Here is a 21,735-nt window from a genome sequence, read left to right as displayed (position 1 = left end):
ATAAAAAATTGTCAATGTTTCAAAAAACAGTTTTAAAAAGTATTAATCAAGATGAGAGTTTAATTGCTCTTCGTTGGGCTTCATTTCAAAAGTTTTTAGCAAAAGTTGAATATATAAAAACAGTAAAAGAGGAGAAGTATCAAGATGGTTTTTTGGTAGATATTTTTGAAAACTGCTTAGGCTATACTCTTGATATGACAAATCCAAAATCTTTTAATCTTGAGAGAGAAAAGAAAAACGAAACAGATGGCAAAAAAGCAGATGGAGTGATTTATGTAGATGAAAAAGTTGTAGGAGTAATTGAGTTAAAAGGACAAGATACAAAAAATCTTGACAAAATAGAGACTCAAGCATTTAACTATCACGCTTCGCACTCAAACTCAAAATATATAATAATCTCAAACTTTGATGAGCTAAGATTTTATGTAGATAAAAAGACAGCTTATGAGAAGTTTAATCTTTTTACTCTAAATTATGAAGAGTTTAAAAAGCTTCATCTTTTAATCTCTTATGAGAGTATAAAAGATGATATTCCTTTAAAACTAAAAGAGAAATCAAACAGCTTTGAGCAAAATATCTCAAAACAGTTGTATAAAGATTTTTCAAACTTTAGAACACTTCTTTTTGAAAATATTGTAAAAAATAATCCAACTATTGATAAACAAACACTTCTAAGACTCACTCAAAAACTTTGCGATAGAGTTGTTTTTATGCTATTTGCAGAGGATAGAAGACTTATAAATATAAATACGATAAATGAGATTATAGAAAAACACAATCAAGATATACATGGTTTTAGTCTATATCACTATTTTAAAATATATTTTGATGCAATAAATAAAGGAAATGATAAATTAAATATTCCACACTACAACGGTGGACTCTTTGCAGAGGATAAAACTCTTGATGATTTGATTATTGATGATGCTGTTTTAAAATCTCATCTTCCTATTTTATCTAACTACGATTTTGCAAGTGAAATATCTGTAAATATTTTGGGACATATTTTTGAGCAGAGTCTTACAGACCTTGAAGAGCTTCAAGCAAATATAGATAATGTAAACTTTGATAAAACAAAATCAAAAAGAAAAAAAGATGGTGTATTTTATACACCTGAATATATCACAAGATATATTGTAGAAAATACTTTAGGAAAAATGTGTAGTGAGAAAAGAAAAGAACTCTTAATCGGAAATGGGATTTTAATCCCATCAAACCCAAAAAAACTAACAAAACAAGAGCAACAAACAAAAGATAACTTGCAAGAGTATAAAAACTGGCTTCTAAATCTAAAAATCCTAGACCCAGCTTGTGGAAGTGGAGCTTTTTTAAATCAAGCTTTGGAATATTTGATAAATGAACACAAAAATCTACAAAATGACTTAGCTTTGATGGGCGATTTGTTTGCTTCATATATGGTAGAAGAGGAGATTTTGGAACACAATCTTTATGGTGTGGATATAAATGAAGATGCCGTGGAGATAGCAAAGCTAAGTTTGTGGCTACGAACTGCAAAAAGAGGAAGAGCACTTACAAAACTAGCAGACAAGATAGTTTGTGCAAACTCACTTTTAAATATGCCATTTAGTGAAAATAGTTTTGATGTGGTTATTGGAAATCCGCCTTATGTAAATGCAAGAAATATGGACAAAGAACAAAGATTACAAATTTCTATTAAATATCCTTTGTTAAGTGGTGCTTATGATTTATATTTACCATTTCTTTTACAAGGATTTGATTTAATAAAGGATAATGGATTATATGGATGGATAATTCCAAATAAGCTTTTAATATCAGAATATTCAAAAGTTTCACTTGACTATTTAAAATCAAATTCTTTACATACAATTATAAATATTTCAAAATTGCCTATATTTCAGAATGTAGGTGTATATCCTATAATTACTATTGGTGAAAAAGTTATAAATAATAATGAAACAAGACAATATGAAATTTCTAATATTGAAGATTTAGAAAATTTACAGCAATTTAGAAAAACAGAAAATATATTTAAAAGATATAGAACTATTAAAGATTTTGATATTTTATTAAATTCAGGAACTACTGGATTTGAAGCTCAAAAAATAATTCCATTGATTAATGAAGATAAAAAAGGAGTGAAATTTATTGTTAGTGGAACGGTTGACCCATATATAATTTTAGAACAAAATGTTCCATATATGAAAAATGTGTATAAAAATCCTTATATAAAATTTGATGAAGATATAATTGCTAAATCTAAATTTGATTTTTGGAATAAACCAAAAATTATTATTGCTGGAATGACTAAAAGGATTGAAGCAGTTTATATTGAGAATCCAACTGCCTTAGGAGTTGGAATATATGGTATATATGATTTTAAAAATTTTAACCCAAAATTTTTACTTTCTTTATTAAATTCTAAGTTTTTGACTTATTATCTAAATATAGAATTTAAAGATAAACATTTAGCAGGAGGTTATTTAGCAATTAATAAATCAACTATTGAAGAATTACCAATTGTTTATACCTATGAACAAGAACCATTTATTCAAAAAGCTGATTTAATGCTTGAATTAAATAAAAAACTACAAGAGCTAAAACAAAATTTTATAAACGAACTAAATCTTGAAAAAGTCCCTACAAAGCTACAAAAATTTGAAGAGTTAGATTTTGATGATTTTGTAAAAGAGTATGCAAAAGCAAAAAAATTAAAATTTGCTGATAAATTAGAAGAGAGAAATTTTAAAAACGAGTGGCAAAGACTTTTTGAAAATGATAAAAAAGAAGTCCTAGAAATCCAAAATCAAATCAATATTACAGATAAAGAAATCGACCAAATGGTTTATAAACTTTACGATTTAACTCCTGATGAGATTAAAATTGTGGAGGGAATTTGATTGAAAATAGAAGTTACATTTGATGATTGGGAACAATCTTTAAAAGAATCAATTCTAGAAAACTATAATAATTCTCAAATGATAGAATACAAAGATAGTAATGCTACTGAACTATTAGAAAAAGCTTTACAAATATTAAGAAAAAATCAACAAAGACTTGGCAAAAAAAAAGTTTTTTTATCAAAAGAAATTTTAGAAAATCCTCTATATGAAAAGTTTAAAAATATAATTGAAGAAATACAAATTAATTTTGAAAATGGCATTTTTGATAATATTTACCCAAGATTATCAAATAAACACAAAGAAAATATTTTTTACAATGATAATATGCTAAATATTTTAAATGTAGAACATTTTCATTTAGATGAAGATTCAAAAGCTAAAGAAATAGATGAACTTTTATTTGTTAAATATAATGAAAATAGAGTTTATTTTATAGATATTTTCAATCATAAAAATTTTTTAGATAAAGAGATAGTAGAAATTTTATACAATAATTGGAATGATGAAATTGAAGATTTGAATGTTTTTTCTTGTGAGAATAATAATATATCTGAAAAAATATCAAATAAAGAAAGATACGCTATTAATAAAAATAATGTAAATGTTCCATATGAAATATTTGATAAAAATAAAAATTGCAAAGTTTTAATTCGTATATCTGGAATTATGAGCAATGGAAAATCAAATAATGAATATATAAATATCATGTTTATTAAAAGAAAAATAAATTCTTTTGTTGAAAATATAGATTATTTTTCAAACTATTTTTTTAAATTCATTCAAGATAATGATAAAAACACTCTCACTAGCTTAATTTTCTCTGTTATTTGGTTAGATAGCTATGGAGTTTGTTTTTTTGAAAAAAATAGTAATATTAAATTTGATGTTTTAGAAGATGGATTTAGAATTTTTCATAATTAAACAAAAAGCTTAAAATATAAAAATCAAAATTTAATTACAAATTGCAATATTTCTTTATTTTTTTACTCTCTTTTGCTAAGATTTAAAAAATCTTTCAAGCAAGGAAACAAAATGCAAGATTTATCAAATTTAGTGGTTTACAATGATGGAGAACTAGAACTTAAAGTTTCGGTTGATAGTGAAACAATTTGGCTAACACAATTACAAATGTCTCAGTTATTTGATACAAGTACAGATAATGTTGGTTTGCACTTAAAGAATATATATTTAGAAAAAGAGCTAGATGAGAATTCAACTACCGAGTTTTTCTCGGTAGTTCGAAAAGAAGGAAATAGATTAGTAAAAAGAGAACTTAAGCATTATAATTTGGATGTAATTATTTGTGTTGGTTATAGAGTAAGCTCTTTAAGAGCTACAAAATTCAGACAATGGGCAACATCTGTGTTAAAAAACTATATTCAAAATGGATATGTTATAAATGGTGAAAAAATTACAAATGATAGATTTGTATCTTTAGAAAATGATGTAAATATTTTAAAATCTCAAATGAATAAAATTAATTCTAAAATAAAAGAAAATAGCTTGGAATTTAATCAAAACATATTTTTTGATGGGCAAATTTACGATTCTTACAGTTTTGTAAATGATTTGATAAAAGTAGCAAAGAGTGAAATCGTTTTGATAGATAACTATATAGATGATACAGTTTTTACTTTGTTTAGTAAGTATCCAAATATAAATTTTACAATTTACACTTCAACAATTTCAAAACAGCTAAAACTAGATTTCGAAAAATATTCAAAACAATACAAAAATATATCTCTAAAAACTTTTAAATCTAGCCACGATAGATTTTTGATTATTGATAAAAAAGAGATTTATCATTTGGGAGCAAGCTTAAAAGATTTGGGTAAAAAATGGTTTGCATTTTCAAAGATGAGTTTGAACTCTTTAAATTTAGATGACATTTTAGGTAAGCTAGAAGTGTGAAGATATACTAACTTAAAACTAATCTATAGTTTTTCTCAAAACCAAAAGTTTTAACTCTTCATTTGTAAGTGGTGACCAGTAAGAAGATTTTGGAAACTCAATAAACCTATTTGTATTTTGGTAACCTCTTCTAATATAGTAATCTCTTAGCTCAACTCTATTTGATATCACTTCCATCACAAAGCTTGATTTTTTCCAAAGTTTTTTAGAGCTCTCTTCAGCAAAAGCTAAAAGCTTTTTTCCCACTCCAAAACTTTGAAAATCTGGATGAACTGCAAAAAGCCCAATATGAATATCTTTATCTTCTAGCTTTGTTTGAATTGTTGCTACAATTTTTTCATCCAATAAAGCAATATATGTAACTATATTTTTATTTTTTAAAATCTCATTTAGCATATCTTCATTTACTCTAATTCCACTAAGCAAGTGAGCTTCACTTGTCCAAGAGTTTGGATTTTTTTCTCTATATGCTTTGTTTATTAGTTCTACAACTGCTTTTATATCATCTTTTTTTAATACTCTAAATTTTAAATCTTGTATATTTATTTCAGAATAAAAATCTAAAAGGTAGTGATATATAACTACATCTTTTTCATTCTGAATTCTTACTTCTTTTAATAATTTAATTTTTGTTGGTGTTGTTTCAATATTTTCAAAACAATGTTCTTTAATAATTCCTATTTTATCAAAGCCATTATAATCAAAGGTTTTCAAATAATCTTCATAAGAAGAACAAAGTTGAACAAAATCATTATGATATGTATAAACCATAACAATCATTAGTTTTGAACCATTTGCATTATATCCATTTAGTTTCTTCATATGAGTTTCAATAGTCGTTGTATCACAATTAAATAGTCTAAAAGCTTCAAATAAAAATAATTTAGTATCATTTTTATCATATACAATAATATCCCTTTCTCCAACATTACCCTTTAAATTTTCTCCACCCCTTGATTCGGGTAAAACTTTCCAAGATAAAAAATTCATTCTTTGATTAAGTAAAGAGCCAACCCAATCATTAATTATATTTTCAATTTCAAGGGAATCATTCTTTTCTTTATTTCTAAAAATATTTACTTTTCTTTCCAAAAGTTCACTTGATATTTGTTCCATAATATAAATAATAAATTCTTCACTATCAGGTTTATTAGAAAATATTTGAGATTGTTTATCTAATTCCATATTTTGAATTAGATTCCAATATTTTTTAGCTTCTGTTAAACCTAAAGTTAAAGAATCAAAACTTATTTTTACTTCAAAATTATTTTCCATCTCCATTCTTGTATGAGAATTTAATTCTTCCTCTAACTCTTTGACCTTTTTTAAAACCTTTTTATTATTTATATAAAAATTTTTAAATTCTTCTAAATATTTTTTTGCCTTAAACTCTTGATTATTATCTTTGAAAAACTCATATTTATATTTAAAAATATCAAAATCCATATCATATTGCTTTGGCATATCTTTTATTAACTGTGATAATTTACTAATATTTTTAGTTATTGTATATCCATAAATTAAAACTTGATATTCGTATATTGAATTTATATAAGATTGAAATGATTTCTGTTTTGATTCAAATATATTTAAGATATATTCAAATTTTGCTACTTTATTTTCATCTTCTTTATGTAAATTAAAATATGAATTAACCATATTTATTAAATAATTTGTTGTTAATTCTTTTTCACATAAAGTATTTAATATATCATATGCTTTATCATATTTTCCACTATCAAAGAAAATTAAAGCTCTTATAAACTCTTTAAAATTCTCACATTTTAAATATTTTGATTCAGTTCCCCAATTTTTATCATCTATAGGTATTTTATAGTTATTTAATTTTACAAATTTTTCTTTTGTTTCTAAATCTTTGTCATTTAATATTTCTAATAAATCTTTTTTGCAAACTACTTCATTAAACTCTTTTTGAAATTTTTTCATAAAACTATTATTAGATGTATTAAACTTTTTATTAAAAATCTCTTCTAACAAGTTAGCAAGTTTCAAATAATCATTATCAATAGCATATAACATTCCTATTTTTAAATCATTAAAACTTAATTTATCAGATTCAATTCCTTTTTGTATCATTACATTTAATTTATTATTTATAAACTCTTTTCTCTCTTCTAAAATAGTAGAACTTAATAGTTGAAGTAATATTCTTAGTTCATAAGAATCACATAATTTATTTACGAATGATTCAAAGTATTCTTTAGCAAATAAGTTTAAAAGCTCTAAATATTCATTCAATATTTCAAACTTATCATCAAATCTTATTATTGAAGATTCTACTTCAAATCCTAATTTTATAATTAATTTATTTATATACTTTTCTACTTCTTTATCTTGTGTTTTTTTATAAATTTGAAATAAAATTTTAAGATAAAATTTTGATAAATGTTCATAAATATAAACATCTGTACTATTAAGTCCATTTATAACAGAATTTAAATCAAATATATCTAACCATTTTCCATCATTTTTTGATGAATTAAAAAATAGAGAGAAATCTATATTTTTTAAAAAAAGGAAATCTATATACACTCTTTTATCATTTGTAATATTTGAGAAAGATTTTTTCAAATTATCTAAAATACTATTGCTTATTTTCTCTTTATAATTAAGACCATCAAAATTTTTAACTTTTATTAATCTATCAATACCTTTTAAGTAATATGATAATAAAAAATAATTCTTTTTATCGAAGTTTTCTTTTTTTTCAAAGTCCAATAATTGTTTTTTAATCAAATCTTTAATTACAATTGAAAAAATCTCTTCTTTTTGATAATTTGAAGTTTGTATTTCACTTTCTAATAGTTTCTTCAAAAATAACTCAAAAGTATAAAGTAATCCATATAAATGAGTTCTATCATAATAATTGACATATTTATCACAAATAAAATTTAATATAAAATATATTTTATTTGCTAAATCATTTTGATAAAAGGGGTTTTGTAAATGAGTAAAAACAATATCTAATAATTGCTGTGATAAGAGTTCTAAAAACTCTTTTGCATAACTTTCATCAATATTTAATCTATCCAACATATAAAAGTTGCAAAAACCAAAAATAGAATATTCATTATTTTTAAGTAAATAGCAATTTAACTTAATATTATTACTTGTTAATATCTCACCTATAGTGATATAATCATTTTTACACTCTTCCAAAAGTCTAATGATTCTATTTTTTTCAACTAAATTCGTATTAAATGTTTCCCAATTGATAATTTGATGTAATAAATTTTTAATAATAGGATTTCCTATCATCATTAAATTTTCATAATACTCATTTTCTTTTAACCAAAAATATAAATCTTCATTTGTTTCAAAACAATGAGGTACATTATCAACTTTTTTAAGCCAACGATATGTTTCATAATCTATATTTTCAAACTCTTCTTTCCAAGCATTATTTTGATTAGCTACGATATATTCTACAGAAGCATTTAAAAAATTATCTCTTATGAATGAACTATCAAAATCAATACTTAACCAAGCATAAATTTCTGAGAAAATATTTTTTTTAATTATTTCAATGTACTTATCAAATGTATCAATACCAAATTTATCAAATAATTTTTTATAAACATAACTTCCTAATAAACTAAATTGATGATGTTTAAAATCCAATTTTTTTTCTTTTATATCTATGTTATATTTAAAATAGTTTTCTAATCTATTAATTAAATATTCAAAAGGTAAATCATTTTCATTTATTATAATATCTGCTAAAACTTCATAATAATTTTCATTTAATGAAGTTAATTCTTTTGAATTATTAATAGAAGAATAAAGTAGAAGTTTTTTTTCATAATCATCTATTATTCTATTTAGATTATATCTATTCATATTCTCCTCTTTTTAAACTATTTCTCTCGCAAACTCAATAGCATTAGAAACAGCTTTTTTAGCTTGTGGAGAGTTTTTCCAGCAACTACTTCCTAAAATATCTGAAACTATATCTGTTATCTCTTCTACACTACTATTTGAAAGTTTTTCTAAAGAGTCAATTCCTATTTGTTCAAATCTCTTTATTACAGTTTCACCCACAAACTTTACTTTTAAAAGTTCTTCTTTTTCTTCTTTTGAAAATGCCATATTTTATCCTTTAAAAATCATTTATATAACTTGTATAATTTTCCATTTTTTATATTAAAATCATCATTGCACTTATAACCCAACTTTTTTAACAGTCCAATCAATACTTTTAAATACAATCCATGAGATATTATTAAAATAGTTTCATTTTTTTCATTTTCTATTTTAGATACAAATTTCATTGCTCTACTTTTTGTGTCTTTTTTTGTTTCATTTTTAGTAAAGTTAAAAAACCAAAGTATTCTTGATATAACTAACCAAAAGAATTTTGAAAATCTTAGTTTCGTTTTAGTAAAAGCAAAAGCTTCAACTTCAACTAACAAATCACTTATTTCATAATCAAGTTTTAAATAATTTGCTGTTTTAATAGCCCTATTTTGTGAACTAACATAGATTTTATCAAATTTTGGTAGATTTAGGTTTAAATATTCTAAATCAAAATTATCATACTCTTCTATCCAATGTGTAAATTCATTTGAATTTAATCTTTTATTTGTACTATCTTTTACTTTGAAATGCCGAATTATGTAAATAGTTTTCATATTTACTATTTATTTTTCCGATAAAAATGAAACATCAGGAAAAACATCTATCATTTCATCATAAGTTTTATTTTTTTCAAAGCTTCAATTACAACATCTAAAGGTTTAGAATAAATATATGGTAAATCAAACTCATCTTTTTCTAGTTTAAAAGCAAGTTGTTCCAAAGGTGGAGTAAACTGTGCATTTACACCTTTTTTATTTCCTCTTGCATCAACTTTATACCAACCAAATTCTTTTAGATAAATTGCATTTAATCCATGTAAACAATAAATATCTTTTTTATATTCACTACAAGATAATCTTTGATAGCAAAATCCCGTAGGAATACCATTTGCTCTTAAAAGTGCAGACAAAAGATGGGATTTTGCATAACACCAACCCGTTTTGTATTTCAAAACATCACTTGCTTTATAAGTTGTAATTTCATCTTTGAAATCACCACTATGATGAATATTATCTCGTACATACAAAAAACAGTTTTTTGCTATTTCTTCATCACTTTTACAATCTTTTGCCAACTCTTGTGCGAGACTAAAAACTTCTTTATTTTTAAAGTCAATTATTTGCGTCTCTTCTAAAAACTCTTTCATTTTAGATTTTCAAACTCTTTCATCTCAAGGTTTATAAAACTATCAATCATCGTTCTATAAACATTTTCAACAACTTCTTCATTTGCACCAGTTATTTTTGCTAAATTTTTTACTTTAGAAATAACCTCTTCCACCCTTGTTGGTGCTTTTACAGAATCGCTATCTTTTTTAAACTTTGCTGCTTGTTTTACAAAACTACCTCTTAAAGCAATTAGTTTTACTATTTGCTCATCAATATTATTTATGTTATTTCTTACTTCTCGTATATTTTTACAAATCATTTTCTGCTCTTTTTTTTAATTCTTCATTCATTTTTTCAAAACCTTTTATTGTATTTATAAAAGTTTTTCCAAAAAATGGAATTAGAATTCCATTAAATTTTTCCCCTTGAGTAAAAGTACAAGTACCATCATTATTCTCTTTTATTAAAAAATAATGAAGTCCATCAAAAATCCCACTTACAAAAACTTTACCTAACCAACAAAGTTCATTATTTTCTTTAACTTTTAAAATCTTTGGTTTAAAACTCATCATTTTATAATCATCTACCTTTATTGTGATTTTTAAATTTTTATTTATTTCAGCTTGCCCATTTGCAGAAATTATAAAAGAATTCCAATTTTCATACTCTTCAAAATTTATAAGTACATTCCAAATTTTATTTGCTGAAGCATTTATATTTATAGTTGTTTCTATCTCTTTTCTAAACATTTTAAAACCTTATTTATATATTTAAACTAAATTCTACTATGTTGCATATAAATTAAACATTTTAAAAGTTTAAAAATGATAAAAAATATTATGCTAATCAGAAAAATTTTAAAATCAGATATAAAAAATTGTGCGGAACTTTACAAAGAAATATTTAACCAATCATTATGGGAAGAGTCTTGGACTTATGAAGAAGCAAATAATAGATTAAATTATATTTTTGAATCAAAAGGTTTTGTAGGATTTATTGCAACTTATGAAAATTTAATTTGGGGTTTTGTATTAGGAAATATTGAACCTTATACAAAAGGGAATGCATTTTATCTTAGAGAAATGTGTGTAAAAACTCAAAAACAAAATAAAGGTATAGGAAAAGAACTAATTTCGCATCTTCATCATGAATTAAAAAATTTAAAAATAGTGAGAAGTTATTTAATAACTCAACAAAATAGCCCTGCTTCAGATTTTTATCTAAGAAATGGCTACTTTTATCAAAAAGAAGATGGAGTTTATGAGAGTTTTTTTTTAATTAAAAACTCTTAAGCTTTTAATATAATTATTAAATTGTATTTATATTAATCGTCTATTTTATTGAAACAAAAATCTCTACTTCATCTTCTTTTGCATATTTTTCAAAATCTATTTCAAAAGCTCTTTCATATTCGCTATTTTTTTCAAAATAAGCCCAAATCTCTTCCCACAATTCAACTACAACCATTGGAAGTTCACCCTGTTTTGTAAAAACTAAATATTTTTTATCTTCAATAACAATGGCATTTTTTGGTTTTGTAACTTCAACACCAACGGTTACTTTATAGTTCCCACTTGCATCTGATTCGTAGTTACTATAAACTCCATACATAAAATCACTATTTGCTTTGTCAAAAGTCTTTTTATAAATATCTTTTTGAAAATATTCTTCCCAAAGTCCAGCTATTTTGCCATTTTCTTCACTCATTTCAAACTCATTATTTGTAACTACACTTATTCCTGAAATCATTAATTTTTTGATTCTTGTAACTTTCATTTTTACTTTTTGTGTTTTTATTTGCATTTTTATTTTTCAACTCTTTTTTTCAACTCTTCATTCATAGCTTCAAAATTCTTTTTTGTATCTAAAATCATTTTTTTAAAAAATGGAATCAAAATTCCACTAAAATTTTCACCATGTATAAAAGTAGTTGTTCCATCTAAATTATCTTTTACTATAAAATAGTGCTCTCCATCAAATATTTTTGGAATAAATAATTTACCCAACCATCTAAGTTCACTATTTTCTTTATACTTTAAAATCTTTGGTTTAAACACCATTTGTGAACCATTTGCATTTACAACGATTTTTATAATTTCATTCTCTTTTAAATTGCCAGTAACTTCATAAATAGCTGGATTCCAGTTCTTATACTCTTCAAAATTTATAAATTCTTTCCAAACATTTTCTATATTTGATTCTATTAATATTTTTGTTTCAATACTATTTTTAAACATAATATTCCCCCCTAAAAATCTATTTTCTTAAATACTGTAAAGTCGCACTTATAATATCGTCATCATCTTTGCTTCTTGATTTTATTGTCTCTTTTATACCATCTTTTACAAATGTAACATTCATCTCATAAGAGCTTATTTGTTCAACTCCTTTTGACATAGCCAAAATTTTTATCAAAATCAGATCCATAAACTGTTTTGTAGGAGTATCAAGTTTTCCAAATCTATCTTCCATCTCCTCTTCAATAGCATAAAGGCTAGATGTATCATTTACACGGCTTAATCTTCTATAAAGTTCAAGTCTAATTCTATCTTCAACTATATAATCACTACTAATAAATGCACTAATAGCAAGTTTAATATCAACACTCTTCTTCTCATCTTTTTGCTCACCACTTAAAACTGCCAAAGTATCTTCAAGCATCTTAAGATACAGACCATAACCAATTTGCTTTATATGTCCACTTTGCTCAGCACCTATAATATTTCCACCACCTCTTATTTCTAAATCTTGGTGAGCAAGTGCTGTTCCACTTCCTAAATATGAGTTAGACTCTAATGCAACTAATCTTTTTATAGCTTCAGGTGTTATTTTGCTCTTATCTTCAACAACATAGTAACAATACCCCTCTTTGTTGCTTCGTCCAACTCTTCCTCTTAGTTGGTGTAAATCTGCAATTCCAAATCTATCTGCTCCATCAATTATTATTGAGTTTGCATTTGGTAGATGGATTCCTGATTCAACTATTGAAGTTGCAAGTAAAATATCAAACTCTTTATTTTCAAAAGCTTCAATTATTTTTTCAGCATCTACTGATTTTATTTGAGAGTGGATAATATCTACTTTGATATTTGGAATAAGCTTCTCTAAATCTTTTTTCTTAGCTTCAATAGAGGCTATGTTATTGTGAACATAAAATAGCTGTCCACCTCTTCTTTTCTCTCTTAAAACTATCTCTTTTATTAAACCATCACTATACTCTTTTACAAAAGTTCGCACTCCTAATCTCTCACTTGGAGGTGTTAAAAGAGTGCTCATTCCTTTTAGTTTTGATAAGGCTAGATTTAGAGTTCTTGGAATTGGTGTTGCACTCATAGAAAAAATATGAACATCTTCTCTAAGTCCTTTTAATTTCTCTTTTTGTTTAACTCCAAACTTATGCTCCTCATCAATTATCACAAGTGCAAGATTAGAAGTTTTTATATCAAGTAAAGAGTGCGTTCCTATTACAAATTTAACACTTCCATCTTCAAGACCTTTTTTAATACTGCTTTTCTCTTTTGCACTACTTTTTCCATCTAGCCTATAAACATCTATTCCAAACTCTTTAAATCTTTTTGAAATTGAGTGGTAGTGTTGAGATGCTAAAAGTGTTGTAGGACATACAAATATAGCTTGGTAACCACTATTTATAACTGCAAGTAGTGCATTCATAGCAACTTCTGTTTTTCCAAAACCAACATCACCACTTAAAAGCCTATCCATAACTTTACCACTACTAATATCAGCAAAAATCTCATTTATACTTCTAGTTTGATCTTTTGTATAAGAAAATCCTGCTTTACTTTGAAACTCACTAATCAAAAACTCATCTATATCTATTTTAATACCATTTACAAGCTCTCTTGCAGCTGCTAGTTTTATAATATCATTTGCAATTTCAAATAATCTATCTTTTACTTTCTCTTTTAGTTTTGCAAAACTTCCCTTCCCAAGTTTATCAACAATTGCATAACTCTCGCCATCTGCAACATATCTGTCAATAGTATCTAAATTTTCAACAGGTATTAAAAGTCTATCTTCTCCTTGATAGTTTATTACTACAAAATCTCTTTTAGCCCCCATAATAGTAACAGGTTCAATTCCTTTGTAAACTCCAATTCCATGTTTTTCATGAACTACAAAATCATTTAAAACCAACTCATCAATTACAAATTTAACCCGTTTTTTTCGCTTCTTTTTAATCTCTTTGTTTAATGAGATAATTACCTCATCACTACTTAAAAGATTTATTATCTCATGGCTAAAAATGTATTTTATATCTTTATCATCTAAGCTTAAATCAACAGCTTTTACTCTAGCTTCACTACTTGAAATAAGTGTGATTTTTTTATCTTTGTGAAAAGTTATAAACTCTTTTATATTTGATGGGCTTATCTCTTTGTATCTATCATCTTCAATAATTTTTGGAAGTGTTAGAAACTTATCTTTGTTTAATCTTTTCTCTTCAAAAATATATGCTTCATCAAGTTCACTTAAAGCATTTAAAGTTATAAAACTACTCATATTTTGTGGTAAATAAATTGCCATATCATCTAAATACCAAAATCCTAAAGAGTGAATATCTTTTATAAACGCATCACTAGAAATTGTCTCTATTTTTTCATTTAAATTTTCATAAGTAGCTGAATTTAGAGCCAAAAATGCAGGTTTTATAGTAAAACTCTCAATCTCATCTTTAAAAGATTTTTGATCTTCTATATCAAATTTTCTAATACTCTCAACCTCATCATCAAACAAACTTACACGATATCCAAACTCACTTCCCAAAGAAGCTATATCAAAAATATCCCCTCTTAAAGATACCTCTCCTTCACTTGTTACAATATCTACAAAGTAGTATCCCCAGTTGTAAAGTTTCTCTTTTAACTCTTGTAAATCTAGTTTATCTGCAAAGTTGATTGTAAAGCTATCAAAACACTCTTTTTTTGGAAGAGGAAAACTAATAGTTCTTATTGGAGAGATTAAGATTTTATTCTCTTTTTTGTACTCATAAAAACTACTTAAAGTTTTTGTTATATCTTGAAGCTCCTCTTTAAAAGAGAGTAAATCATCTTTGAAATTTGCTCTAAAATCTGGAAGTGTAAAAGGAGAAAAACCTAAAAATGAGATAATATCAGATGCTATTTTTGCCTCTTTATCATCATTTACAACTAAAAGTTCACACTCTTTTAATCTTTTTTGCTCTTTTAAATTTTTTAAATAGCTATAAATATTTTTCACTATTTTGCTTCACTTAATTCAAAATCATCTGTATTTTTGTCATATTTGTATGGAGGATATGGTGTTTCATTTAATAAAAAAACCAAAGAAGCATCTTCAAAACCACTTTTTTGTAAACCTTTTTTAAATACTTCCAAGATATAAGCTTTTGTAGCAAAAGTTGTAGTTGTTGAGTTTCCTGTATATACAAACTCCTCATTTTCTACTTTTATAAAACCCTCTTTTTTAACATGCTTCTCAAATTTCTCTCTATCTTGTAAACCTTTTATATCTAATAACACTAAAACATCTATTGTAATCATCATAAACCTTGCAAAAAAATTCCGAAATTTTAACATAATATAGATTTATGCTAAATTACTAATTTTTATTGTACAATTTAAGCCATCTTTACTTAAGGATTTTATATGAACTATGAACTTTTAAGCCGAGTTGCTATGCAAGATGCACAAAGATTAAAAAGTGAAAATGTAATCTTAATGAAAAAAAATCTGCTTTTAGAGCAAGAAAATAACAATTTAAAAGAGATGAATAATATTCTTGATAGAGAAAAAGATGCTTACAAACAAAGAGCTAGAGAGTTAAAAAAAGAGTTAAATGATTTAGCACTACAAAAAGATTTGCTTTTAAAAGAGAATAGTAAACTAGAAGATAAACTTGAAGAGCTAGTTGCTAAACTTGAACTTGAGAAACAAAAACCAAAAGATAATCAACAAAATAGAAGAAAAATATATATAGATAAGGATGATGAGCCACAAGAGAGCAATTCAGATGCAAGAAGAGCTGCTAGATTAAAATCTGTTGAGTTCTACTCTTAATAACTAAAAATGTAACCAATTTGCAACCTAAATCATCTAATATTCCTACATTTTGTAGGAGAAAAAGATGGTTAATATTCAAAAAGAGATTGAAAATAAGTTCCCAAATATAAAAACAAAAAATAGTCTGTTAAAAAAATCTTTGCTTAAAGTAGCAAAAAAAATAGTTCATGAAGATAGAATAAATAAGTTCTTATCACAAAATTCACACCTAAAGGGTTTTGATTTTGTTGATGCTGTTTTAGACTATTTTGACTTTGATTATACAGTTTCAAGCAACGATTTACAAAATATTCCAACAACTGGAAAAGTTGTAATTATTGCAAATCACCCTTTAGGTGGTCTTGATGCTTTGTGTTTACTAAAACTTGTAGGAAGTGTTAGAAAAGATGTAAAAATCTTAGCAAACGATTTTTTAAGTAGTTTTGAGGCTTTAAATTCGCTTTTAATCCCAATTGATAACTTCAAAGATAAACAGACAAAAGAGAGCATAAAAAGAGTTTATGAATCTTTAAATAACAATGAAGCACTTATAATTTTTCCAGCTGGAGAAGTAAGTCGTGCTACACCTAAAGGAGTAGTTGATAAAGCTTGGAGTAAAGGTTTTTTAAATTTTGCAAAAAATAGCAATGCACCAATTTTACCAATATATTTAGATGCAAAAAACTCTAAAACTTTTTATACAATCTCTTTGCTAAATAAGACTTTTTCAACTCTTTTATTATCAAATGAAATGTTTAACAAAAAATCAAAAAGTATAAATATAAAGATTGGAAAAATTATTCCAAATGAGAATATTATTCCAAAAGGTTTAAATAAAAAATTTATAGTAAATTTATATAAAAAACATCTTTATGCTTTAAATAAAGGCAAAAAATCATATTTTCAAACTCAAAATGCAATTGCTCATCCTGTAAGTAGAATTGATTTACTAAACGAACTAAAAAAATCTCAACTCCTTGGTCAAACAAATGATGGAAAAAGAATATATCTGTATGATTATGTTGAAGACTCTATAGTTTTAAAAGAGATTGGAAGATTAAGAGAGCTATCTTTTAGAAAAGTTGGTGAGGGTGTAAATAAAAAAAGAGATACTGATAAATATGATATTTACTATCAACACATTATTTTATATGATAAAAGTGAACTTGAGATTGTAGGAGCATATAGAATTGCAAATGCAAATTTGGTTTTTGAAAAATATGGCGTAAAAGGTTTTTACTCAAACTCTTTATTTAAATTTAATGATGATTTTATCTTTTATCTTCAAAATTCAATTGAACTTGGGCGTAGTTTTGTTCAACCAAAATATTGGGGAACTAGAGCTTTAGATTATCTTTGGTTTGGAATTGGTGCATATTTAAAAGCAAATCCAAATATAAAATATATGTTTGGACCTGTATCAATTCCAGCTTCTTTTCCCTCTATTGCAAAAGATTTAATGACTCTTTATTATAGCCACTACTACAGAAGCGAAAAAGAGTTAGTTCAAGCAAAAGATCCATACTTTTATACAAATCGTCTAAGCGATATAAAGGATTTTTTTGTTTTAGATGATAAAAAACAGGATTTTAAAGTTTTAAAATCTGCTTTAACAAATATGGGTGTTACAATTCCACCTTTATATAAACAATATAGTGAATTAACTATTGATGATGGTGTAAGATTTTTAGATTTTAGTGTTGATAAAGATTTTAATGATTGTATTGATGGATTTATTTTAGTTGAAATTGAAAAGATAAAAGAGCATATAAAGATGAGATATATAGTTTAGAAGTAGAAAATCTCTTTTCTACTTTTAAAACTATTTTTTACAATGTTCAGCGTAGTAGTTACCAAACTTTGTTTTAGTTCCATCTTTATGCTCGCCTGCACTATATTTTGTAACAACAGGATTACACTCATCAATCCATCTATTTATCTCATAAATCTTTACAGTTTTAAATCCCATTTGTTTAAAAGCTTGAGCTTCAATAGCTGCTCTTGATGCTGTGTTACAAACTACAACTAAATTCTGCTTTACAAAATTTTCATCATCGTCTAAAACAATATTTTCTAAAGCTTTTTCAGGTGCTTCTCTTCCAACTCTATAACTTCCTTTTATAGAAGCACCTGCCCACTCTTCCATAGTTCTTACATCAACAACTGCCCAATCTTTAGCTTTTAGAGCATCTTTTACCTCTTTAGTTGTTGCCATCATTCCTGATTTTTTTGCGTCACTTTTTAATTTTTTGCTTAGCTCATCATAGCTTACAAACTCAGCACTAAAAGCTGAAGTTAAAAGTATTGAAGCAAATACCAAAATTTTTAATAGTTTCATAGTTTCTCCTTATTTGAAATATTAAGAAGTTTATAGAAACTTTAGTTAAATTATAATAAAAAGTTATATTAGATTAATTAATAATATTTATAAAAAATATTATTTATAATGCATCTGTTTATAACCTTCAAGCCTTTTTTTATAAGTTGAGTTCAAAATTGGATTTTGGCTATCTAAAAAATCAATAGCCAAGCACTTTTGATTTCCCCTTCCAATTCTTCCAAGATATTGAATTAATCTTCCATAAAAAGATATTGGAGTTGCAAAAATAATTGTATTTAGATGAGGAAAATCTATTCCTTCTCCAAAAAATGAGCTTGTTGCAAGTATAAGTGAACTTGTTTTTACTTTTTGCATATTTTCTACTTGCTCTTTTTTATTTTGACTTCCATGAACACTTACAAAATCAATTTTTTGCTCTTTTAAAATATTCTCTAAAAGATTTAAGTGTTCAATTCTATCACTAAGCAAAAGAGTTTTTCTATCTTTATGCTCTTTTATTACATCAACAATTTGTCTATTTCTATTCTCATTTGTTACAAGCTCTCCTATTATTGTTGAGTAGTTATCGCTACTACTTACAAAATCTGTTTTTATAACTTTTAATATATTTGTATGTGTTTTTGGTTTTTTATACTCATAAGATATATCTCCTAATTGTTGGTATAAAATTGGATCTAACTCATCTTTTCTTCTAGGAGTTGCACTAAGCCCTAAAATATAAGTTCCTTTGAAATTTTTTACTATCTGCTCAAATGTAAGTGCTGGAATATGGTGACACTCATCTACAATTACTTGAGTATAGTTTTTGATTAAATCTGGAGAGTTATTTAAGCTTTGCATTGTTGCAACATCAATATTACTATTTAGTTTGTTTTGACCTTTTCCTAAATATCCAATATCACTCTTTTTATATCCAAAATAGTCAACAAATCTGCTAATCCACTGATCAAGTAGCATATTTTTATTTACAATAATCAAAGTTTTTACAGCTCTTAACTCAAATATTTTTGCTCCCAAAAGAGTTTTACCAAAACCAGGAGGAGCAACACAAATTGACTCTTGTGATTTTAAAATCTCTTTTATAGCATCCTCTTGCTCTGGTCTTAGAGTATATTTCACACTTTTTGTCTCAATTTTTTCAAAAACTCTCTCATCTTTTATTGAAAAATCTAATAAATTCTCTTTAAAATATTCAAATAAACTAATCTTTACACCTCTTGGAAGTGTTAAATAATCACTACTCTCTTCATACCCTTTTAGATATTTTGGAGTGTTGTAAAGTGGTTTTCTAAGTTGTGTTAGAAGTTTTACTTGAGGATTTAAAAAAGTAGCAAATGATTTTAGCTTACTAATAAAACTCTTTGATAAGTTTTTAATTGGAATCTCTATTCCACTATTTAAAACTATTTCAAATTTATTTATTGGAAAATTTATATGCTTTAAATCTTTTTGAATATTTTTTGCACTTAAAACCTGTGCAAAACTATAAATTTGCTCTTTTGTTGCTTTTTTAACACTTGATAGATATGACCATTGATCTTCATATATTTTCTTTGTATTTATATCTAAAAAAACTGTTCTGTTTTTTCTTCTATGCTCTAATTGTAAAGGCAACTCTATAAAGTTTCCTAATTTTTCATTTGTACAAAACTCACTATTTGGATAGATTTTAGCACTTATATTTGCTTTTTTTTGCAAAAAATATAAGAAAGAGAAAGATATTTTTGAAGCAATTTTCTCTTTAAAAAATATCCATGCAAAAACAGAGTTATAAGAGCTTAAACTATAAGAGGCTTCTATATTTAACTCTTGTAAAGCTCTTTGAAGTTTAAAAACATCTTCACTATTTAACTCTAAAGCAACATAAGAGCACTCTTGATTTTTATTTATTAAATATGATGCTAAAAAAAGATTTCCTCTTAAATGCTCCTCTAACTCTTTGTTTGTAAGTGGCAAAAAATCTTCACCCATAAAAGTGGCAGTTACAGCACTAAATCCCTCTTTAGCTCCATCACGACTTCGCCATTTTTTAGCATATATATCAGCTCTTGCAACAAATAATTCTCTAAAAAGTGAAATTTTTTCATCTTTTGAGAACTCTTTTTTTATATTTTGATTTTTTAAACTCTCAAGTTGTGCAATTCGCTCTTCAATATTTGATTTTTCTAAATATAGTTTTTCTAGCTCTTCTTCAAGGTTTTTCATAAGAAATTAGCTCCAAAAATCTCTCAACAACTAAAAATGAACCAAAAGCAAGATAGATTTTTTTATTATCAAACTCTAAACTCTTTATCTCTTTAATATCAAGTGATTTTAAACAACTTTCCAAAATCTCTTTTTTTACAACTCTCTTATCTTCCAAAGGTACAATATATACCTCATCTATAATTGGTTTTAAAATTGTCAAAACCTCTTTGTAATCTTTATCATCATAAGAGTTGTAAATCAAAGTTAATTTTTTATTTTTAAACTCTTCAAAAATCACTTTTGCAGCCAAAGGATTGTGTCCAACATCTATAAATATATTATCTTTTATCTTTTGACATCTTCCAAAAATTGGAGTTGAGTTGAAAATTTCAAGATTTATATCAATTTTTAACTCTTTTAAACATTTTAAAACAAGTGCTAAATTTCTTTTTAAATATGATGCAAATGTAAAGTTATAATCTATATTAAAATCTTCAACTCTTAAAATCTCTATATCTTTATTAAACTCATCTTTTAACTCAAGCTTAACACTATTTGCAACATCATAAACACTAGCAAACTCTTGATAACCAATAATCATCTTTGTATCAACCGAACGCATCTTTGTTCTTGCAATTTTCTCTACACTATCTCCTAAAAAAGATGTATGATCAAGTCCAATTGTTGTAATAAGGCTAAGATCATTTTTTACAACATTTGTTGCATCAAACTCTCCACCAAGCCCAGCTTCTAAAATTAAATAGTCACAATCTTTACTAATATAAAATGCCAAAAGTGTTGTGTATTCAAAATATGTAAGTTTTTCTAAAAGCTCTTCATCTAAAATATTTTGCAAAAACTTATGAGCTATTTCTAAACTCTCATCATCTATATCAAAACCATTTAACCAGACTCTTTCATTAAATTTTTTTATATGAGGAGAGCTATAGTGTAGAGTTTTAAATCCAATTTTATACAGATAGTGAGCTAAAAATCTTCCAGTTGTACCTTTTCCATTTGTTCCTACAATATGAATAGTAAAAGGAAGATTTATATGATTTAATAAAATATCAGCAGATTTTTTTATGTAGCTGTAATCAATTTTGTCATAATAAAGAGTTTTATGCTCTAAAAACCCTTTTAAGTCTAAAGTTTTTAAAGACATA

The 21,735-nt window shown here is 25.4% G+C and carries 19 protein-coding genes; 6 read left to right on the top strand and 13 right to left on the bottom strand.

The annotated features are described in order from the left end of the window. Positions 1-14 precede the first annotated feature (14 nt). The 3 genes from ASKIR_RS02010 to ASKIR_RS02000 all read left to right on the top strand — a co-directional run bounded on the left by ASKIR_RS02010 (position 15) and on the right by ASKIR_RS02000 (position 4,793). Positions 15-2,879: an Eco57I restriction-modification methylase domain-containing protein gene (locus ASKIR_RS02010; RefSeq protein WP_128994492.1), complete on the top strand. Its 2,865-nt coding sequence runs from the start codon at positions 15-17 to the stop codon at positions 2,877-2,879. Then, positions 2,880-3,803, top strand: a complete 924-nt coding sequence (locus tag ASKIR_RS02005) for a hypothetical protein (protein WP_115588419.1) — start codon at positions 2,880-2,882, stop codon at positions 3,801-3,803. A gap of 111 nt (positions 3,804-3,914) precedes the next feature. Further along, positions 3,915-4,793 (top strand): RhuM family protein, encoded by an 879-nt coding sequence (locus ASKIR_RS02000; protein WP_115588418.1) that lies wholly within the window; start codon positions 3,915-3,917, stop codon positions 4,791-4,793. An 18-nt stretch (positions 4,794-4,811) separates the two neighbouring features. Here the strand turns inward: ASKIR_RS02000 and ASKIR_RS10330 are convergent, their stop codons facing one another. The 6 genes from ASKIR_RS10330 to ASKIR_RS01970 are packed head-to-tail and all read right to left on the bottom strand — an operon-like array spanning position 4,812 to position 10,749. Continuing rightward, entirely contained in the window at positions 4,812-8,654 is a 3,843-nt protein-coding gene (locus tag ASKIR_RS10330; RefSeq protein ID WP_228254651.1) for a GNAT family N-acetyltransferase, read from the bottom strand. A 12-nt stretch (positions 8,655-8,666) separates the two neighbouring features. Continuing rightward, entirely contained in the window at positions 8,667-8,903 is a 237-nt protein-coding gene (locus tag ASKIR_RS01990) for a helix-hairpin-helix domain-containing protein (RefSeq protein WP_115588417.1), read from the bottom strand. 17 nt (positions 8,904-8,920) lie between these two features. Further along, on the bottom strand, positions 8,921-9,445 hold the full coding sequence (locus ASKIR_RS01985) for a phosphoglycerate mutase family protein (RefSeq protein ID WP_115588416.1): 525 nt from the start codon (positions 9,443-9,445) through the stop codon (positions 8,921-8,923). A 50-nt stretch (positions 9,446-9,495) separates the two neighbouring features. Next, positions 9,496-10,038, bottom strand: coding sequence for a transglutaminase-like domain-containing protein (locus tag ASKIR_RS01980; protein ID WP_228254652.1), 543 nt, complete (start codon positions 10,036-10,038; stop codon positions 9,496-9,498). Then, on the bottom strand, positions 10,035-10,319 hold the full coding sequence (locus ASKIR_RS01975; protein WP_115588415.1) for a chorismate mutase: 285 nt from the start codon (positions 10,317-10,319) through the stop codon (positions 10,035-10,037). Before ASKIR_RS01975 ends, ASKIR_RS01980 begins: the two co-directional genes overlap by 4 nt. Continuing rightward, positions 10,309-10,749, bottom strand: coding sequence for an SRPBCC domain-containing protein (locus ASKIR_RS01970; RefSeq protein ID WP_115588414.1), 441 nt, complete (start codon positions 10,747-10,749; stop codon positions 10,309-10,311). The genes ASKIR_RS01975 and ASKIR_RS01970 overlap by 11 nt, the downstream gene beginning before the upstream one ends. 75 nt (positions 10,750-10,824) lie before the next feature. Between ASKIR_RS01970 and ASKIR_RS01965 the strand changes: the two genes are divergently transcribed. Beyond that, positions 10,825-11,292, top strand: coding sequence for a GNAT family N-acetyltransferase (locus ASKIR_RS01965; RefSeq protein WP_115588413.1), 468 nt, complete (start codon positions 10,825-10,827; stop codon positions 11,290-11,292). 40 nt (positions 11,293-11,332) lie between these two features. Here the strand turns inward: ASKIR_RS01965 and ASKIR_RS01960 are convergent, their stop codons facing one another. The 4 genes from ASKIR_RS01960 to ASKIR_RS01945 are packed head-to-tail and all read right to left on the bottom strand — an operon-like array spanning position 11,333 to position 15,543. After that, positions 11,333-11,803: a GyrI-like domain-containing protein gene (locus tag ASKIR_RS01960; protein WP_228254653.1), complete on the bottom strand. Its 471-nt coding sequence runs from the start codon at positions 11,801-11,803 to the stop codon at positions 11,333-11,335. Between the two features lie 2 nt (positions 11,804-11,805). Then, the gene (locus tag ASKIR_RS01955; protein ID WP_115588412.1) at positions 11,806-12,237 is read right to left on the bottom strand and encodes an SRPBCC domain-containing protein; all 432 of its coding nucleotides are present in this window, start codon (positions 12,235-12,237) and stop codon (positions 11,806-11,808) included. Positions 12,238-12,256: 19 nt separating this feature from the next. After that, positions 12,257-15,241 (bottom strand): transcription-repair coupling factor, encoded by a 2,985-nt coding sequence (gene mfd / locus ASKIR_RS01950; protein WP_115588411.1) that lies wholly within the window; start codon positions 15,239-15,241, stop codon positions 12,257-12,259. Then, on the bottom strand, positions 15,241-15,543 hold the full coding sequence (locus ASKIR_RS01945) for a hypothetical protein (protein ID WP_066162497.1): 303 nt from the start codon (positions 15,541-15,543) through the stop codon (positions 15,241-15,243). The genes mfd and ASKIR_RS01945 overlap by 1 nt, the downstream gene beginning before the upstream one ends. A gap of 105 nt (positions 15,544-15,648) precedes the next feature. On the opposite strand from ASKIR_RS01945, the gene ASKIR_RS01940 reads away from it, so the two are divergent. Together ASKIR_RS01940 and olsF are read left to right on the top strand one after the other, a co-directional pair. After that, positions 15,649-16,059, top strand: a complete 411-nt coding sequence (locus ASKIR_RS01940; RefSeq protein WP_066352520.1) for a hypothetical protein — start codon at positions 15,649-15,651, stop codon at positions 16,057-16,059. Positions 16,060-16,126: 67 nt separating this feature from the next. Continuing rightward, on the top strand, positions 16,127-17,833 hold the full coding sequence (gene olsF / locus ASKIR_RS01935) for a bifunctional ornithine lipid synthase OlsF (protein WP_066352522.1): 1,707 nt from the start codon (positions 16,127-16,129) through the stop codon (positions 17,831-17,833). Between the two features lie 30 nt (positions 17,834-17,863). Here olsF and ASKIR_RS01930 read toward each other — a convergent pair whose 3' ends face one another. The 3 genes from ASKIR_RS01930 to ASKIR_RS01920 all read right to left on the bottom strand — a co-directional run bounded on the left by ASKIR_RS01930 (position 17,864) and on the right by ASKIR_RS01920 (position 21,734). Beyond that, on the bottom strand, positions 17,864-18,379 hold the full coding sequence (locus tag ASKIR_RS01930) for a rhodanese-like domain-containing protein (RefSeq protein WP_066352523.1): 516 nt from the start codon (positions 18,377-18,379) through the stop codon (positions 17,864-17,866). 99 nt (positions 18,380-18,478) lie between these two features. Then, entirely contained in the window at positions 18,479-20,587 is a 2,109-nt protein-coding gene (locus ASKIR_RS01925; RefSeq protein ID WP_066352526.1) for a DEAD/DEAH box helicase, read from the bottom strand. Next, a complete protein-coding gene (locus ASKIR_RS01920) occupies positions 20,574-21,734 on the bottom strand; it encodes a bifunctional folylpolyglutamate synthase/dihydrofolate synthase (protein WP_066352528.1) in 1,161 nt (386 codons plus the stop codon). The genes ASKIR_RS01925 and ASKIR_RS01920 overlap by 14 nt, the downstream gene beginning before the upstream one ends. Position 21,735: the final 1 nt, after the last annotated feature.

The sequence above is a fragment of the Aliarcobacter skirrowii CCUG 10374 genome (assembly GCF_003544835.1).
In the GTDB taxonomy this organism is placed as follows: domain Bacteria; phylum Campylobacterota; class Campylobacteria; order Campylobacterales; family Arcobacteraceae; genus Aliarcobacter; species Aliarcobacter skirrowii.
The sequence above is the reverse complement of the archived record's forward strand: the minus strand, read 5'-3'. Positions and strand labels throughout refer to the sequence as shown.

What these genes read in the sequence shown, in the direction of transcription:
- olsF (WP_066352522.1), top strand. Translation starts at nt 16,127, where the DNA reads ATGGTTAATATTCAAAAAGAGATTGAAAATAAGTTCCCAAATATAAAA.
- ASKIR_RS01955 (WP_115588412.1), bottom strand. Translation starts at nt 12,237, where the DNA reads ATGTTTAAAAATAGTATTGAAACAAAAATATTAATAGAATCAAATATA.
- ASKIR_RS01985 (WP_115588416.1), bottom strand. Translation starts at nt 9,445, where the DNA reads ATGAAAACTATTTACATAATTCGGCATTTCAAAGTAAAAGATAGTACA.
- ASKIR_RS01990 (WP_115588417.1), bottom strand. Translation starts at nt 8,903, where the DNA reads ATGGCATTTTCAAAAGAAGAAAAAGAAGAACTTTTAAAAGTAAAGTTT.
- ASKIR_RS01945 (WP_066162497.1), bottom strand. Translation starts at nt 15,543, where the DNA reads ATGATTACAATAGATGTTTTAGTGTTATTAGATATAAAAGGTTTACAA.
- ASKIR_RS10330 (WP_228254651.1), bottom strand. Translation starts at nt 8,654, where the DNA reads ATGAATAGATATAATCTAAATAGAATAATAGATGATTATGAAAAAAAA.
- ASKIR_RS01970 (WP_115588414.1), bottom strand. Translation starts at nt 10,749, where the DNA reads ATGTTTAGAAAAGAGATAGAAACAACTATAAATATAAATGCTTCAGCA.
- ASKIR_RS01920 (WP_066352528.1), bottom strand. Translation starts at nt 21,734, where the DNA reads ATGTCTTTAAAAACTTTAGACTTAAAAGGGTTTTTAGAGCATAAAACT.
- ASKIR_RS01960 (WP_228254653.1), bottom strand. Translation starts at nt 11,803, where the DNA reads ATGCAAATAAAAACACAAAAAGTAAAAATGAAAGTTACAAGAATCAAA.
- ASKIR_RS01975 (WP_115588415.1), bottom strand. Translation starts at nt 10,319, where the DNA reads ATGATTTGTAAAAATATACGAGAAGTAAGAAATAACATAAATAATATT.
- ASKIR_RS02000 (WP_115588418.1), top strand. Translation starts at nt 3,915, where the DNA reads ATGCAAGATTTATCAAATTTAGTGGTTTACAATGATGGAGAACTAGAA.
- ASKIR_RS01965 (WP_115588413.1), top strand. Translation starts at nt 10,825, where the DNA reads ATGATAAAAAATATTATGCTAATCAGAAAAATTTTAAAATCAGATATA.
- ASKIR_RS01925 (WP_066352526.1), bottom strand. Translation starts at nt 20,587, where the DNA reads ATGAAAAACCTTGAAGAAGAGCTAGAAAAACTATATTTAGAAAAATCA.
- ASKIR_RS01980 (WP_228254652.1), bottom strand. Translation starts at nt 10,038, where the DNA reads ATGAAAGAGTTTTTAGAAGAGACGCAAATAATTGACTTTAAAAATAAA.
- ASKIR_RS02010 (WP_128994492.1), top strand. Translation starts at nt 15, where the DNA reads ATGTTTCAAAAAACAGTTTTAAAAAGTATTAATCAAGATGAGAGTTTA.
- ASKIR_RS01930 (WP_066352523.1), bottom strand. Translation starts at nt 18,379, where the DNA reads ATGAAACTATTAAAAATTTTGGTATTTGCTTCAATACTTTTAACTTCA.
- ASKIR_RS01940 (WP_066352520.1), top strand. Translation starts at nt 15,649, where the DNA reads ATGAACTATGAACTTTTAAGCCGAGTTGCTATGCAAGATGCACAAAGA.